The following is a 14,485-nucleotide window of genomic DNA, read 5'->3' as shown; positions in this document are numbered from 1 at the left end:
GGCACAAAGTGGAGTCATCTTAGGGAGGGCTTCACGATGGGCAATTCACTCAGGTTCATGATCCGCTGGCTCAGCTACCCAGCAATCTTTGGCGGGGCCGCAGCCTGGATGATCTGGTTGCTCTACACGGGTATTCCGTATTGGCCCAGCACGCCGATCATTGCCGCCCTAGGGATTCTGCTGGTGGCGTTGCTGGAACGCGTGCAGCCTTTCCGGGGCGACTGGTTGGAGGACCACCAGGATACCCTTACCGATATCATCCATATGGTCGTGAACCTGTCTGTGATCCAGTTTACGGCGACCGTGCTGGCCCGGCTGGGCGATTGGGTGTCCGCAGAGTTCCGTGTCTTCCCAACAGATTTACCGCTGTGGGCTCAGCTAGTCATTGTCGCCGCCGTGCTGGACCTTAGTTTGTACGCCATGCACCGCTTCAGCCATCAGGTTCCATGGCTGTGGCGTTTGCATGAGCCACATCACAGCGCTGAGCGGCTCTACTGGATGAACGGCGAGCGCCGGCACCCGTTGCATGCCGCTATCATGGCAGGGCCTGGGCTGCTCGTGCTCTTTTCGATGGGCACTCCTTCTGCACTCGTGGCCACCTGGTTCGGCATCCTGACGGTACATTTGGCCTTTCAACACTCAAATCTGGACTACTCGTTGGGCTGGCTACGGCGCGTCATCGGTGTTGCAGAAACACACCGCTGGCATCACAACCGCGACTTCGAGGATGCTCAGGTCAATTTCGGTGAGTTCTTGCTGGTGTGGGATCAGTTGCTTGGAACCTTCTATGACAGCGCAAGCAAGCCCGGCAGCGCCGAAGTAGGACTGCGTGACCGGAACTATCCGACAGGCTATGTGGGTCAACTTGTTGAGCCGTTCAGAAGCCAGTAGCTTGCTCGGTGTTGCTGGCGACTAGTTGGTTAATGAGGATCGGCCGGCATGAGTTCAATCAAAGGCCTCAGTTGAGCTCTGACGCTGGCCAGCCAATTGCCCAGTTCCACCAGATCCTCATCAAGCGACTCGGCTTCCTCCCAGATACTGCCGCCTTCCGTCACAGACACCGATAGTGCCGCACCATCGAGCACCGTTTTCGCCATGGCATGTACCCGCAGGAGGCCATCCCTGAGGCCGCCGATGTTGTTCATATCCTTAAGCAGCAGATCCAGCCCATCGACTAGACACAGCAACTGGGTGGTGTCGTAGACGTCATGCAAACGCTCCAGCGCCTCGGCATCTACCTCGCCGTAGGGCGTGACGCGAAATGACGCAGGAGGAATGTTCATCAGGTCATCTCCTCGGTTTCCGCAGTACCGAGCTTGCCAGTGCGGATGGACCCGGCTGCCTGCTGGAACACCGAGTCTTTGATCCAGGGCTCCGGCGGCCGGTTGAGCTTGAGGTTGAACTCGCCGAAACGCTTGACGTTGCTGGTCAGGTAGGGGCTGAGGAAGGACACATCCTCATCGGAGAACTGCCAGCCCTCGCGAGCCAATTTCTGCAGGATCCGCATCATGTCCACAGTGTTCTGCAGGATCACCGACGAGGCCACCATGTCGTTGTAGCGCAGTCGCTTCTGTTGCTCGTCCGGATCGTTCTCGGCGATCACGTCGCCGCCGAAGGACAACCACTTGGAGAATCCGTTGTAGGACTCGATCTTGTTGGTGTTCGCGGTAACCTCCTGGCGCAACTCGCGACTGCCGATCCAGTTGAGCAGGAAGATCGTACGGATCACGCTGCCCAGTGCCTGTGCCGCGTGGTAGAGCTTGTTACGCCGGCTGTAGGAACCGAGTTTTCGCAGCAACATAGGCGAGGAGATTTTGCCCGCCTGGATCGATAGCGCGACCTGCATCAAATCCTGCCAATGGGTTTCAATCAGGTGCCAGTCGGCGGTGTCGGTGAACAGGCGGTTGATATGCTTATACGCAGCGCCGCGATCCGGCCGGCACATCACCAGGTCGCGCCAATTGCGGATGCGTGGCATGAGGTTGATGCCAAGCAGATGAGTGAAGGCGAACACCGTGGCCGACTGGCCCTGGGTATCGGAATACACCGTATCAGCTTCGACGCTGAGATCGGCCTTGAGCAGCCCCTCGATTACATAAATTGCCTCCCAGATGCCCGGGGGGATGAAGTGCTGGAATACAGCGATGTAGTTGTTGGCCACATGCCGATAGGCCACGGCTCCCATCTTGCGGTAGCGGAAGTGGTAGCCGGCCAGCAGGTTGTCGTCATAGAAGTCGAACTGGGTGCCGTCCGCAGCCACCGCCTTGCCATCGCCCCAGAGTTTGGGCAGATCGAGCTGCAGGTAGAGTTCCACCAGCTCGCGGTTAGCCTTGTCCAGTTTCTCCAGCGAGAGGTGACGGCGATTGGTATAGGAAAGCATGTGCGGGGTGACATTACCGGCCAGATGCCGCGCGGCCTGGCTGGGGCCGAGGTTGCAACCCATGGCGAAGATCGTCATCAGGTAGCGCTCGGCAGGTTCTTTGAGCTTTGGCTCGTTGCCGGACATCGGCCCGAAATGTCGAGTGAACTGAATCCAGTGCTCGATGTTGGCCATGATGTCGAGTACGTGCCTGGCCGGCATGCGTTGCATGAGGGCCGTCTGTAGCGAGATGGCCGATGGCGGGATGTCGCGCGCCGTCACTCGGCGCAATACCGGTTCGCCGGCTTCGTTGATCGATACGTCCCCTCGGCAAGAGGGGAATTTGTCATCCAGTTGCTGCGCGGTTTCCTCCAACTGGGTCTTGAGGGAGGCAACAAACTCCTTTGCCGTGCCAGGCAGTTCCATTTTTTCGCAGTAGGCCGGGAGTCGCTGGAGACATTCCTCCCAGGGTAGCAACTGCTTGCGATAGTCGGCGAAGGATTCCGACCCTTGTACGCACATGTCACCGGATCGCAGTTCGTTGGCCAGGTAGGAGAATACGCAAACTTCCAGATAGCGCCGGTTGGTCGGTGGCCCCTCACTGGCAGGACGACGAACGACCTTGACCCAGCGCTCCGACGCAAACGACAAGTCGACGTGCTCGTCGATCCACTCGCGGTGCAAATTCTCGCTGTCCTGTATCAGTTGAAGTGCCTGAACCAGCGACCTATCCTGAGTCGTGGGCTCCAGTTGGAGAAGGTGGCTGAGACGGAACAACAGCGAGCGATGGGACCTGAAATGCTTCCAGATCAACGGCAGGTAGTTATTACCGCCGGTAGCCTGGACTTCGGCACAGGTTTCGCGCAACCGTTCCAGGTTGCCGTCGGGGGAGAGGTATTCCCGAATCAGGCTGCCTGCCTCTTGGTCATCCGGTTCATGAACCAAAATCTGCACCACACCGTCCAGGGTGGCCGCCAGTTGCTCCAGTTTCTGACGTTGCCGTGCTTGGATGTGCTCCAGTTCTTCCTTGGCGCGTTTGTGAATCGTAGAGATTCGCCGGATGAACATCTCGGCTAGGTGATCGCGAGTCCGTACGCGCATCCGATATATCAGGGCAAGCATCAGCGTGTAACGCTTCGGCAGCGAACAGTCCTTAAGCTCGGCGACGTCCGACGCCGCAGCTTGGGCAGCGAAGTGGCGGATTTTGGTATCGACGATTCCATCAAAAATGACATCTAGATTCCCAAAGCTCTCGAGCCAAGCCATGTGATCTATCAGCACATCCAAGTGTTTGCGGGATGGTTTCTTGGGTGCCTGTTTGAGGGCGTTGAAGTCACTTTGGCGTCGCCCGAAATCCGTTTCGAGCAGTTCTTTCAGTTTGTAGACCGCCTCAATTGGCGCCCTGGTCACAACGAGATTGAATAGCCGCTCCTGCATTGCAACTAAGGCATCCTCAGCAGCGTCATTGAGGGTGGAATAGGCTGGGAGTTCGTAGCTGCGCTGCAGCAACTCGCCGATCAGCACATTGATGATATCCGCCCGCTGGTCGAGTACCTCGGCAGATTCGTGCGCAAGGTGGAGAGCTATGGTGAGCGCTTCACTACCATAGAAAGCCTTGATCTGGAGGTACTCACGAATGGCCGCCTGATGCCTATAAAAAGTACGCGGGTTGGTGTAGCGGGAAGTGATACGAGGGCCAAAACCGAGGGTATTCCTGATGTGATCAGTAATTTCTGGAGGTATCTCGTCTAGGGGAGGAAAGTAATGGAGCTCTTGGAATACCTTGAGCTGGACTGCCAGCCCAAGGGAAAGGGCAGGGCTACGAGCTGCCCTGGAAATCCAGTCAAGCTCTCCTGCGGAAAGCGAATAGTTGCGGTGTAAATCCTTAGGGATGCTCCGATCAACTTGTCGTGCAGCCGCGGCAAGTTGCAATTTTCCAGGCACCTACAGCGTCATTGGACGAAAAGTGACCGAAAAATCATGTACGGAGAGCTTTTTCGACCGGTTCTCCGTGTTAAACGCGAACCTCACCCATACCCATGAGCTGTTTTCGAACCCTCCACAGGTTTGCCAGGGCGAACAGCGTGGTCAACTGAGCCGTGTTTTTCATCAGCCCACGAAAACGTACTTTCACGTAACCAAACTGCCGCTTGATCACGCGAAACGGATGCTCGACCTTGGCCCGTGTCTGAGCCTTGCAGAACTCGATCTTGCGCTTGGCTTTGTACAGTACGCTGCGCTGGTTCAGCTTGGAATAGGTGCTGCGACGCGCTGCAATCTGCCAGATCACCCCCCGATTTTCATGCTCTTCGCGCCTTTCGACACCGGTGTAACCGGCATCTGCATACACGGCGTTTTCTTCGCCATGCAGCAGTTCAGCCACCTGCGTGACATCGGCCACATTGGCAGCGGTGCCATGGACGTGATGCACCAGGCCGGACTCGACATCGGCACCGATGTGCGCCTTCATCCCGAAGAAATACTGACCGCCTTTCTTGGTCTGGTGCATCTCGGGATCACGCTTGCCTTCTTTATTTTTGGTCGAGCTGGGGGCATGAATAATGGTGGCATCGACGATGGTGCCTTGGCGCAGCGACAGGCCTTTTTCCTGCAGATAACCATTGATGACCGCAAGGATTGCCGGTGCGAGCTGATGCTTCTCCAGCAAGTGCCGGAAGTTCATGATCGTGGTGTCTTCGGGGATTGGCGCGCTCAGCGTCAGGAGTGCGAACTGGCGCATGGGCGTGATTTCGTAGAGCGCTTCTTCCATGGCCGGGTCGCTCAGGGAGAACCAGTTCTGCAACAGATGGATGCGCAGCATGGTTTCCAGAGGATAGGGTTTTCTACCGCCGCCGGCCTTGGGGTAGAACGGTTCGATCAGCTCCAGCAGGCCTGCCCAGGGCACCACCTGATCCATTTCGGCGAGGAAGCGCTCTCGGCGGGTCTGCTTGCGCTTGCCGGCGTACTCAAAGTCGGAAAAGCTCATCTGGCTCATGGGCGGCTCGGATCAGGTGTTGCGGGGATTCTCGCATAACTGAAGGCTTGTTCGGAGATTCCTTAGCACTGAGGGTAGTTGCTAGTCGTGGATATGCCGTTCTCTCCAAAGCCGCCATCGCTCAGCCCCCATGTAAATAGATCAGCATAGACGCTTACGAGCATGAGGCAGGCGAGACAAACAGACCAAATAGAATTCTTTTTATATCAATACGATAGGACCCCTATGTCCTAATTTTCCTTTATCTCGGCATGACCCCCTGCACTGATCGGAAAGAAATTTTCAGACCGGAAAAAGCTGGAGCAGTCGCTGGAGCTGTGCCAAAAGGACGTCGAGTTTCTGCTCCAGGTAGAAGCCGAGCATGTCGAGCTCCACAAGGAGCGGGGCGACAAATCCAACAAGCTGAAGGTCCGTGAGCGAGTAAGGGATCTCGGCTATTCGTTCTCTGGGAAATTCACGCCCGGCCGGCTGCGGCAGGCACGGCAGAGTTAAGCGAATTGTTCCACCAAGCCAGGCACTGCCTGGCTTTTTTGCGTCCTGCAGATTACAGGCCCGCGTTACGCATCTCCAGGGGCTAGGTCTACCGCAAGAAGGCCTATGGGATTTCTCAACGACCGCCCCAGGTCCTTTCAGGAGTAACAGATGTCCAAAACGCAAAAAAAACCTTGGTGGAGCCCGATAGCACACTTCGCGGCTCATGGCTTCGTCGGTACTATCATATTTTTGATTATCATGGTGCCTGCAGTACTACTCAACCATCTGGTCCAGTACTTGGCTGAATTCGGGATTAGTGAGTTCACTTTACTAATCCTGGGGCTGCTCGAACACTTCATTGTATTAATGGATGCTGGTCTTTTCTTCATCTTTATATGCATTGGGGCTTACAGGGCTATTAAGGAATTTGCTGATGAATAATACGTTTGGGTCAGAGTTCGCTAACGCTGCAAGGCAAGCACCGCGTATCTTTTTCGCGCCCTTGATGGGAGCTGTTGCTGCCATTAAAGGTGAGTTCAGACGCGTAAAATACGGTGCAAACCAAAACGGCAAGCCGCTGCAATCCAAATAAACGCTCAGCAGAGCCACCTATAAAGAAACGCTAAATCCGACCCACCATCCTTGATGGTGGGTCTTTTTTTGGATTCGATTTCCGGGACCCGGCGTGGGCCTCCTGAACCCTGTCACCTACTCCTAGGGAATCATGTAGATTTGCATTGATCGCTATCGCCGTATGCGTACGCGTTATGTATTATTGCAAGCACCCATTTTTGGAACCGATAGGAGCGTTCAAATTGGCCAACTCCCACGAATTCGAGGTCGGCGCCGGTTACGAGGTAGCCAACCCGCCCATGCTTGCTGTCGGCGACGATGAAACCCACCGACTCTCACGCTTTTTTACCGTGCTCACTACCGATGAGCACGGGGTGACAGTTTATGACGGTTGGTATGGTGACGGCCTTGCGAGCTTGCATCTCTCACATGAGGTCCTTGCTCAGCTGGATGTGACCAGGCTGCCGCCCCGTGGTGAAGCGGTGGCCGCAGAGCTGGCCAACGCTATTGCCACTTCTGCTGCCGCTGCCATCGAGAGACGAAGCCAGGTGAAGGAGCATGGGGACTCTGTACAGAGCGAGCACGCTTCCCAACGTTTCTTCGTACAGTTTTTCTCTGGCCAGGTCAGGGGGCTTGCGTCGAAAGGACTGATCAACCCAGATCTCGCAGTTCAGATGATCAGCCTGTCGACCGGTTTGGAGTTTGCCGCTGGTGCGTAATCCAAGGCGTCTCCGCTCCTGGCGCACTGCTCTTGCTGCCTTTGCCACGGTAAGCGCTGTTGCTGGCCTGATCATGTTCAAGCCGGTGGCCCAGCCTCACTTCGGGGCAGCAGTCTCCAAGCCGTTAGGGCGTTACTGCTTGATCAAGCCAGGTGAGCGCCATACCCATTGTGAGGGGCAAGATGCTAGCCCCAGGGATCCAGTGCTCGCAGCCATTAAGACCATGCGTGAACAAGGGAATCGGTAACCTTGACGCCGTTTCTCGCTGACTCAATCGCTCTACCTGTTCTGTATTAAATCCAACCTGAGGAACCGCAATGACTATCACTCCTGACATGCTTGCACGTATCGCTGTCGTGGTGCTCGCTGTGATCATTTCGATCGCGATCAAGCGCCGCAACGCCCTTTTCACCGTGAAAAACGCCTCAGGGCCTGAGCAGATCCAGGCCATGCAAGGCTTTACCGATCGCTCGCTGCGTGACGTAAAAATGCTGATCTGGCTGTGCTCCGCGCTTTGCGCGGCTGCATTGGCGGTGTGTATCTATTCGATTTTCTATCCGCTGTGAGGCTCTCCCGGCCGTAGATCAAGGCCTCTGTCCATCACTGTGGACGGAGGCCTTTTTTGTGGCGGCATCATGACATCGCATGGCTAGCAGGCATGCAAATCTTCTAGTATTATGCGTACGTGTTATCAATCATTCTGAGGAGCTTGTAATGCTGAAAACTCAATTCTGGGCCATGCGGACTTTGAACATTGTTGGTCAGTTGCCGGCGGCTTTGGCCCTGGCAGCCTTCGTGTTCGTGTGGGCGAAGATTGGTCACATCAGTCCCACACTCGCATTCATGCTGATCGCGATTCTGGTCATGGTTGTGCTCTTCGTGCAGCTGCTGAAAGTGGCCGATCGTAAAAAGGCCAAGGCCAGTGCGCAGGGCCGTGTTGGTACCGGGCTGCGCTGAGCTGCATCATGCCTGCCGGCCTAACGCAAGTGTCGCGGTGTCGTCCGCATGTGCGAAGCCGAATAGATACCGGCTTCTACAGCGAGATTCCAATGCATCGCGGCCTAGTTGAGCGCATGGAGCTAGCAGGTGACTACTCCGTAGAGCTGAGCCTTTCAGGGGATGTGTTTGATGGCTTTGCGGTATGTGAAGGGCGACTGGTTACAGCCTGGCTTCGATTACAGTCAGAGGCTGTGCCAGTCGCTGTCCTGGACGCGGTTCTGTTGTCCAGCGGCGATGGAAAGCGATATTCCTTGGCTGATGCTTGCGACCTGGTAAGTGAGGCTCTCCAGAAGGCTGTGCAGGAGCTGGTCTGGACCTGCCGGAATGACTTCTCTGCTGTGCTCGAAGCTGGCAGCGTACTTTTCATTAGAAGACTTGAAGTGAGGGATGAATTCAGGTCATCACAACTAAGCCAAAATATAGTAGACGCTGCCTGCGTCTGGCTGACGTCGAAGTGTCGACTGGCGCTTCTTACCCTTAAGCCGTTTCCTCTTCAATACGAGAATATAGAGCCTGTGCTGGGTAGTCGCCATTACGAAGCGTATTGCCGGGGCTTACGAGAAGACTTGGAAAAGCTTTCTCTATATTACAGCTATCACTTCGGGTGCTTAGCTGCGTCACTTGAATCCACATTGTTGATCAAGCCGTTGAACGGACACCGATGCACGCTAAGCCGGGCAGGGTGGTCGTTTATTGCCGCGGAGTAACTATGCTAGCGACACAGAGCCGGTCTAAAGGCGTGAAGTATAATGTACAGCTGCTTTTGAATGGTTGGGTATTTGCAGCGCTCCTCTGGGCTCTTGGATCTTTGATTGAATTCCTTTTTGAAGAGCTAGAAGTTTCCATTCCCCATAGTTACGGCCTGTGGGTCAAGGCTTCTGGCTGGGGTTTGGGTGGTATATTCTTTCTGCTGTTCGTTGTCCGTATCGCTATCTATGGCTACAACAGAAAATCAGGTAAGTATCTATGAGCCTGTTTTGGGTTGGGCTTGGTTTAACTGCGGCTGCTCCAGTACTTTGCAGCAAGAGGTACCGGTTACACGGGCCTGCCTGGATGTACTCTTTAGGGTGTGGGGCCGCTGTCCTTGGTCCATACATCTTGCTGTGCACCTTTCTGGATGTGGCTACCTTGCTCGCCGCTGCTGCGATCATCGGAGTGCCTTTCTGGGGCTATGAACGGTATCGAGCAGCTAAGGGTCAGCAGCACTATACGCAAGGCATTATGGGTTACATGGTGGAGCTGACCCCGGTTGCCGTGTTCCTGCTCTTATTCCGATCCTTCGTAGCAGAACCCTATCTTGTTCCGTCCTCCTCAATGCGTCCTACTCTAGAAGTAGGCAGCGTGGTTGTCGTAGACAAGTTCAGTTATGGCGTGAGGTTGCCTTTCGTTTCAAAGCCGATCTCGCATGGGGGGGCGCCGAAGTTTGGTGATGTTCTGGTATTCCGTTTTCCTCTTGACCCGGCTAAGCCTTACATAAAGCGAGTGGTCGGCGTCCCGGGCGACAATATCACTTATCAAAGTGGTGTGTTGTCTGTCAATTGTGCCCCGGCGGTGCGCGAAATGGAAATGCCATATGATTACGAAGATGAAGCCAGCGGAAAGCTTAAGCACGCCACCTACACGTTGGAACGAATTCAAGGCTTGCAAATTGGTACTCTGCAGGACACTGACAGCAGTGATTTTGGTGTAAACACAGACTTTCCTGCCATCCCGGGCTGCGAGAGGAATGTTTCAGGGATTTCATGTGTTGTACCAAAAGGCTCTTATTTTGTGCTGGGTGACAATCGCTCCAATAGCCTGGATAGTCGCTATTGGGGGTTCGTAACAGACAAGGAAATTATAGGTCGAGCCATTTTCGATATTAATATCGATAACGGCAGTTTACAGTTCAGCCGGCTCTCACGATGAGTGGCCACCAAAGGGATGCCGCCATGGAGTGCCGATGCAATACAAGTCCGTGTTTCTCATACCTCCTCTGTAAGGCAACGCAAGGCCTTGCACCCATCATTCAGGAGAGAAACGCATGAGCTTTCATGAAACAGCCATCAAGTACGCTCAACTAGTAGCTGCACCGGTCGATTCCCTCGGCAACCTGGTACAGCAGGTGGGCTCGTACCCTGTTGGAACAGTACGCGATGCCGAGCTCGCAGAGCTTGAGCAAGCGTATCGATCGACAGTCATCGCCCAGTTGGTCAGCTCCAGCGAGCTGAAGGCCACTGCTCACGTTGTGTTGTCCCAGGACGATGATGAGTCTGGCGCGGATGCCGAGGTGATCGGTATCTGTTTCGACTCCGCTTCGGCTGAAAGTCTTGCCGACGAAGCTGCCGCTGAAATGGCTGCACGCATCAACAAACTGCTGGCCAATGACATGGGGGCAGATTTCGAACCTGTCGCGGTAACGCAGACTGCCCAGGAGCGCATCGTCCACAATTCCAATGTCGGAATCTTGGGTGCGATTCGCGTCAAGACCGCATCGGTAAGCATCGAAGGGAACGGATTCGGACTGCAAAACGTTACCTCGCCAATCATCCCGCTAGGGGTGCCCGGCTTGTAAACCTGCTACACGCCCGGGCCAAGTGCCCGGGTTTTTTGTCTGCTGATTATTAGCCTCTGTCTTTCCAAACACGACATTGTGCTTATCTGTAATCATCCAGTATTATCGGTACACGTTACGTATCGATAGGGCGCTTGTCATGGATACCCGTTCTTCACACTCTCTGATCACCCGCGTCGTTGTTGCTCTCTGTGTTGTCGTCATGGGCTTGCTGGCCACCATGGCTGTTGGCGCTGGCCTGGTGAAGATTTCCCCGGCCCTCATTTTCAAGGGGGTTTTTCTCTGCCTTGTCGGCGGAGCCCTCTACCTCATGATTCGCGCCTGCGTCGCAGCTCACATGGAGCTGGACGAGCAGGGTGCGGCAGAAGTTGATGGAAGCAAATAGATGTTCGACATTCATGCCGGGGACGGCAATCCCGAGGTGGCAGCCGACCTGAGCTCTCGAAATCTCTTTTTTGAATCTGCAGACACCGGATTGAGCAGTGTCGCCTGGGCCCAGCTGATGGACCGGTTCCGCGAGGAGCAGGGCTGGGCGGATACTCGGCTTAGCAAGGAGATTGGCATCAGCATCTCCATGATCCGCCAATGCCGAGTGAACATGCGCCCGTTGCCGCCCCCGGCGCGTATACGCACGCTCGGTGCGATGGGGGTAGAGGTGACCCTGTCGACTCTGCTCGCTGCATTGCCTGAACCAATTCGAGAGGCGGTAGAGGCGGCCAATCAGCAGTCGCAGGTGGTCCGTGAGACTTTGCTCTACGGATTCTTCGATCGTTTGGATGCTGGCGGATCACCAGATTTGGTCAGTGCCTTTTTTGATGGTCTGGCAGAGATCTCAGGCCTCAGTGAAACTGAGCAAGCGTCCCGGATAGGCCTATCCCTGGAGGACTTCACCTCTATCCGAAAAGGACGTAAACCCATCCCGTTTCGAGTCAAGATGGCTATCTCTGGCTCTTACACTGCCAACGAGTTAGGTCCCCTGATCCTATCGCTGCTGCCGGCCGCATAGGAATAGCGAATAATGTGAGGACGATTGCGCCCTTAAAATATACATACGTGTTATGCTTCATTGTGATTCTGAAAGCGTTTACTGGTGTGTATTCTGGAGGTGTCCATGGGGGCTCACATTACCGCTCCAACCAAGTGCCTTTGTGGGCACCTTGATCTGTTCAGCTTCACCTCGCCAGGGATGGGCGGGCGCAGGCAGGATCGCCTCTACGCCAGCAGCACGATTTGCGGGGAATGCAGCGCCCATGTCCGCGAACTCGTTGCGCCGCAAGCCAAGGGCTTCTATCAGATGAGTTTGCCCCAGTTGGCGGGGCGCCCTCGGTCTGTTTCTTGGGCTCAATCTCTTCGGCTAGCTCACATACGCACCCTTGGCCCTATCATGGCTCATCTCAAGTGCAGCACAGATCCTGTGGCCGTCGCTGCGCTGGCCGTCTTTGAGATGCTCTTCAAGATCACTGATGCGCAGTACTGGATTGCAGGGAGAGACCACGCGTTTGGCGCTGGTCACTGGGTGGTCTCGGAGATCGAGCACCTGATGCGCAAGCGTGACCTGGCCATGCACGAGAACTCTCGATCGGCCTACTGCTACTGGAAGAGAGTCAATCCCGCAGTGATCGATCAAGCGAAGCAGGACGCGGCTGTGCTGCTGTCTTCATCTGCTTTGGCGCCAGGCAAAACGACGACACCGCAACCAGCACAGGCAAAGCCCTCTGAGGCTGGCACTTCGGTGTTCCTTTGATCAGTGATTCAGGTGGATTTGTGCAAGTAGAGAATTCGAGTGCGCACCTCGACTCAGGTGCGCGTCCAGCGGGCAGCGCTAGCCAGCTGGCAGGGGCCTCGCCACAGGATGCAACTGGGGGCTGCATGATGATCAGCGGGGCCCTTCATTGTGAAGGGTTCGGCTTCATGGCGAGTCAAGGCGGCATTCCCAGCTACAACGAGTCAACCCCTTGTCCTGCTTGTAACACGATCTTGTGGCTGGCCAACGCGAAGAACCAGGCCTCTGCCCCCATGGCAGCCGGCAGCGACATGCCAACCGAACAGATCTGGTTGGAGGCACTCCGGGTCGCTCACCGAGAGAACCCCGGCGGCGTGCACGCTGCTTTGGAGGCGGTCGGTGAGGTCCAAGTTAGAGTGCAGGCTCAAGAACAAACGGCGCTTGTTGTTCGTACCTACAACTCACCGAGCCAGCTCGGCGAGGCTGCGCTTGATGATGCGGCCGTCGACGCTATCGCACTCAACATGAAAGTGAAGATGGCCAGAAACCGGGCAAAAGGCCGGTCTGGCTGGAATGACGAGACCATATGCACTGCTGATTTCCTTTCAACGGAGCTGCGCGAGCACGTCGCAAAAGGAGATCCCCTTGATGTCGCTATCTACGCAATGATGCTGCATCTACGCGGGGAGACCATTTCTGCACCGGCCTGCAGCACTCACTTACCAACTGAAAATGACCCCGCTTGAGTAATCCTCCCATGATCAAACTGACAAAACTGGCCCTCCTCGCAATTATGGGCTTCAGCTCTAGTAGTGCCTCTGCTGTCGAGCTCGTGCTTTCTGCACATGCCGCTGAGATCTCCCAGGAGATGATCAAGGAGACGATTTCATCTCACCTGCCAAAGCAGGTTGTGAAGCTGGATGGCGGTTACAAGATCTACGCTTACCTGGAGACGGCTGACTATCAGCCGGGGGAGCGTCTTTTCAGCTACTCGGTTCAGCTTCACAAGCGTGTTGTAGAAGCCGGTACAGGGAAGGTGTATTGGGTCAGCACAGGCGGCGTCCGCGGGCACGGGGTAGCGGTTTCTGGGGATACGATTCTAGCCAACCTAGGCAATGATCTGGTTGCCGGCGCCGAGTCATTCAAGCTCGATCAGATGTGATTCACTAGGGGAAACCCTGGCGCTCATTTTTGCAGCGTGACAACCAAGTATTAGGCGATACTATGCGTGTACGTGTACGCGCTATGTATCATAACTAGCCTAATGAAGCTGTCAGCGCTGGAGCCTGAAATGACTGCTAAACGTCAATTGCTTTTGTCACTGTCAGGGGCAGTAGCGCTGCCCCTGGTCTCAGCTGACTCGTTCAGTTTCAATCTCGTGCCAGCCCCTCCCGCAAGCCAACTGCCAACGTACCTGGTTGCATCGGCGGCTGGCCTTGCCCTCCTTGGTGCCTGGTACTGGTTCAATCGGTCTCGAACCACGGCACAAGCGGCTGAGTTGCGGATCGAGCGCCAACTGCAGGCTCTTGAGAAGCTGGCGACCCAGGTCGGAAGGGCGGAGCAAGTACTCTCCTTGAAGTGTGAGTTCATGACGCACCAGGTGCGGACCGAACTCAAAGACGCCCTGTACGCCATCACCACTGACACCATCCGCAACATGGGCGGGTTACGTCGCAAGGAGCCCATGTCAGACAAGCAGTTCAGCAAATTAATGGCCAAGTCTGACGAGTTCTTCAGCAGCCTGGAGAGAGCGCAGGCGAGCGAGGTCATACTCAACCTGGATGATGATGTGCCGCTGCTTATGCCGGAGCGGGGTAACCCACTTCCGAAGCCAGTTCCTCAACGGCGCCCTGCGGAGCCCATGATACTCCAGACCCCTGCACCTTCGTCTCCCGCGAGTATCCCTATGCCGGTGAAGCCCAGGCCCAAGGGCGCCAATGCTGATGCTGGAGATTCTGATGGGGTTCCGGCGCTGGGGCTTAACTCAGCTCTGGTTCTGGGCGGTGGTTTGGTTTCCGGCAGTGGACTATTCCTCGACCTAGATGATGGTCCGGAGCCAGATCAGTCCGATTTCGCGGCGGACTGAACT

Annotated in this window: 18 protein-coding genes; 15 read left to right on the top strand and 3 right to left on the bottom strand. The window is 55.6% G+C overall.

All coding sequences use genetic code 11. The annotated features are described in order from the left end of the window. The first annotated feature begins 36 nt into the window (after positions 1-36). Positions 37-891 carry a sterol desaturase family protein gene (locus KW568_RS30620; RefSeq protein WP_004574342.1) on the top strand — a complete coding sequence of 285 codons (855 nt, stop codon included), beginning with the start codon at positions 37-39 and terminating at the stop codon, positions 889-891. Positions 892-920: 29 nt separating this feature from the next. Here KW568_RS30620 and tnpC read toward each other — a convergent pair whose 3' ends face one another. The 3 genes from tnpC to KW568_RS30605 form a co-directional block, all read right to left on the bottom strand. Next, positions 921-1,283, bottom strand: coding sequence for a Tn3 family transposase post-transcriptional regulator TnpC (gene tnpC, locus KW568_RS30615; RefSeq protein WP_004374622.1), 363 nt, complete (start codon positions 1,281-1,283; stop codon positions 921-923). Then, positions 1,283-4,291 (bottom strand): Tn3-like element ISPa42 family transposase, encoded by a 3,009-nt coding sequence (locus tag KW568_RS30610; RefSeq protein ID WP_259539380.1) that lies wholly within the window; start codon positions 4,289-4,291, stop codon positions 1,283-1,285. Before KW568_RS30610 ends, tnpC begins: the two co-directional genes overlap by 1 nt. 82 nt (positions 4,292-4,373) lie before the next feature. Beyond that, a complete protein-coding gene (locus KW568_RS30605; RefSeq protein WP_004576175.1) occupies positions 4,374-5,354 on the bottom strand; it encodes an IS5-like element ISPa41 family transposase in 981 nt (326 codons plus the stop codon). Between the two features lie 642 nt (positions 5,355-5,996). Here KW568_RS30605 and KW568_RS30600 point away from each other — a divergent pair. From KW568_RS30600 to KW568_RS30535, 14 genes are all read left to right on the top strand, one after another. Next, positions 5,997-6,269, top strand: coding sequence for a hypothetical protein (locus tag KW568_RS30600; RefSeq protein ID WP_004574344.1), 273 nt, complete (start codon positions 5,997-5,999; stop codon positions 6,267-6,269). Continuing rightward, positions 6,262-6,420: a hypothetical protein gene (locus tag KW568_RS30595; RefSeq protein ID WP_004574345.1), complete on the top strand. Its 159-nt coding sequence runs from the start codon at positions 6,262-6,264 to the stop codon at positions 6,418-6,420. Before KW568_RS30600 ends, KW568_RS30595 begins: the two co-directional genes overlap by 8 nt. A 223-nt stretch (positions 6,421-6,643) precedes the next feature. Next, positions 6,644-7,120: a hypothetical protein gene (locus KW568_RS30590; protein ID WP_004574347.1), complete on the top strand. Its 477-nt coding sequence runs from the start codon at positions 6,644-6,646 to the stop codon at positions 7,118-7,120. A gap of 317 nt (positions 7,121-7,437) precedes the next feature. After that, positions 7,438-7,686: a hypothetical protein gene (locus KW568_RS30585; protein ID WP_004574348.1), complete on the top strand. Its 249-nt coding sequence runs from the start codon at positions 7,438-7,440 to the stop codon at positions 7,684-7,686. A 148-nt stretch (positions 7,687-7,834) separates the two neighbouring features. After that, positions 7,835-8,077 (top strand): hypothetical protein, encoded by a 243-nt coding sequence (locus tag KW568_RS30580; RefSeq protein WP_004574349.1) that lies wholly within the window; start codon positions 7,835-7,837, stop codon positions 8,075-8,077. 751 nt (positions 8,078-8,828) lie between these two features. Continuing rightward, positions 8,829-9,089 carry a hypothetical protein gene (locus KW568_RS30575; protein ID WP_004574354.1) on the top strand — a complete coding sequence of 87 codons (261 nt, stop codon included), beginning with the start codon at positions 8,829-8,831 and terminating at the stop codon, positions 9,087-9,089. After that, entirely contained in the window at positions 9,086-10,027 is a 942-nt protein-coding gene (lepB, locus tag KW568_RS30570) for a signal peptidase I (RefSeq protein WP_004574356.1), read from the top strand. The genes KW568_RS30575 and lepB overlap by 4 nt, the downstream gene beginning before the upstream one ends. A gap of 115 nt (positions 10,028-10,142) precedes the next feature. Next, positions 10,143-10,673, top strand: a complete 531-nt coding sequence (locus KW568_RS30565; RefSeq protein ID WP_004574358.1) for a hypothetical protein — start codon at positions 10,143-10,145, stop codon at positions 10,671-10,673. Between the two features lie 139 nt (positions 10,674-10,812). Further along, positions 10,813-11,058, top strand: a complete 246-nt coding sequence (locus KW568_RS30560; RefSeq protein WP_004574360.1) for a hypothetical protein — start codon at positions 10,813-10,815, stop codon at positions 11,056-11,058. After that, positions 11,059-11,679, top strand: coding sequence for a hypothetical protein (locus tag KW568_RS30555; protein WP_004574362.1), 621 nt, complete (start codon positions 11,059-11,061; stop codon positions 11,677-11,679). Positions 11,680-12,057: 378 nt separating this feature from the next. Further along, entirely contained in the window at positions 12,058-12,417 is a 360-nt protein-coding gene (locus KW568_RS30550) for a hypothetical protein (protein ID WP_141745121.1), read from the top strand. A gap of 125 nt (positions 12,418-12,542) precedes the next feature. Continuing rightward, on the top strand, positions 12,543-13,142 hold the full coding sequence (locus KW568_RS30545; protein ID WP_004574366.1) for a hypothetical protein: 600 nt from the start codon (positions 12,543-12,545) through the stop codon (positions 13,140-13,142). An 11-nt stretch (positions 13,143-13,153) separates the two neighbouring features. Then, complete coding sequence (locus tag KW568_RS30540) at positions 13,154-13,558, top strand: hypothetical protein (RefSeq protein WP_004574368.1); 405 nt, start codon at positions 13,154-13,156, stop codon at positions 13,556-13,558. Between the two features lie 129 nt (positions 13,559-13,687). Then, positions 13,688-14,482: a hypothetical protein gene (locus tag KW568_RS30535; protein WP_004574370.1), complete on the top strand. Its 795-nt coding sequence runs from the start codon at positions 13,688-13,690 to the stop codon at positions 14,480-14,482. Positions 14,483-14,485 lie beyond the last annotated feature (3 nt).

It is taken from the genome of Pseudomonas sp. HD6515 (genome assembly GCF_024971855.1).
In the GTDB taxonomy this organism is placed as follows: Bacteria; Pseudomonadota; Gammaproteobacteria; order Pseudomonadales; family Pseudomonadaceae; genus Aquipseudomonas; species Aquipseudomonas alloputida.
This window is presented reverse-complemented; position numbering and strand designations above follow the sequence as displayed.

Bases quoted from the DNA above. Each gene is read 5' to 3' on its own strand.
- KW568_RS30600 (WP_004574344.1), top strand. From the start codon at position 5,997: ATGTCCAAAACGCAAAAAAAACCTTGGTGGAGCCCGATAGCACACTTC.
- KW568_RS30585 (WP_004574348.1), top strand. From the start codon at position 7,438: ATGACTATCACTCCTGACATGCTTGCACGTATCGCTGTCGTGGTGCTC.
- KW568_RS30545 (WP_004574366.1), top strand. From the start codon at position 12,543: ATGATGATCAGCGGGGCCCTTCATTGTGAAGGGTTCGGCTTCATGGCG.
- KW568_RS30555 (WP_004574362.1), top strand. From the start codon at position 11,059: ATGTTCGACATTCATGCCGGGGACGGCAATCCCGAGGTGGCAGCCGAC.
- KW568_RS30620 (WP_004574342.1), top strand. From the start codon at position 37: ATGGGCAATTCACTCAGGTTCATGATCCGCTGGCTCAGCTACCCAGCA.
- tnpC (WP_004374622.1), bottom strand. From the start codon at position 1,283: ATGAACATTCCTCCTGCGTCATTTCGCGTCACGCCCTACGGCGAGGTA.
- KW568_RS30605 (WP_004576175.1), bottom strand. From the start codon at position 5,354: ATGAGCCAGATGAGCTTTTCCGACTTTGAGTACGCCGGCAAGCGCAAG.
- KW568_RS30540 (WP_004574368.1), top strand. From the start codon at position 13,154: ATGATCAAACTGACAAAACTGGCCCTCCTCGCAATTATGGGCTTCAGC.
- KW568_RS30550 (WP_141745121.1), top strand. From the start codon at position 12,058: ATGGCTCATCTCAAGTGCAGCACAGATCCTGTGGCCGTCGCTGCGCTG.
- KW568_RS30535 (WP_004574370.1), top strand. From the start codon at position 13,688: ATGACTGCTAAACGTCAATTGCTTTTGTCACTGTCAGGGGCAGTAGCG.
- KW568_RS30560 (WP_004574360.1), top strand. From the start codon at position 10,813: ATGGATACCCGTTCTTCACACTCTCTGATCACCCGCGTCGTTGTTGCT.
- KW568_RS30575 (WP_004574354.1), top strand. From the start codon at position 8,829: ATGCTAGCGACACAGAGCCGGTCTAAAGGCGTGAAGTATAATGTACAG.
- KW568_RS30565 (WP_004574358.1), top strand. From the start codon at position 10,143: ATGAGCTTTCATGAAACAGCCATCAAGTACGCTCAACTAGTAGCTGCA.
- KW568_RS30580 (WP_004574349.1), top strand. From the start codon at position 7,835: ATGCTGAAAACTCAATTCTGGGCCATGCGGACTTTGAACATTGTTGGT.
- lepB (WP_004574356.1), top strand. From the start codon at position 9,086: ATGAGCCTGTTTTGGGTTGGGCTTGGTTTAACTGCGGCTGCTCCAGTA.
- KW568_RS30595 (WP_004574345.1), top strand. From the start codon at position 6,262: ATGAATAATACGTTTGGGTCAGAGTTCGCTAACGCTGCAAGGCAAGCA.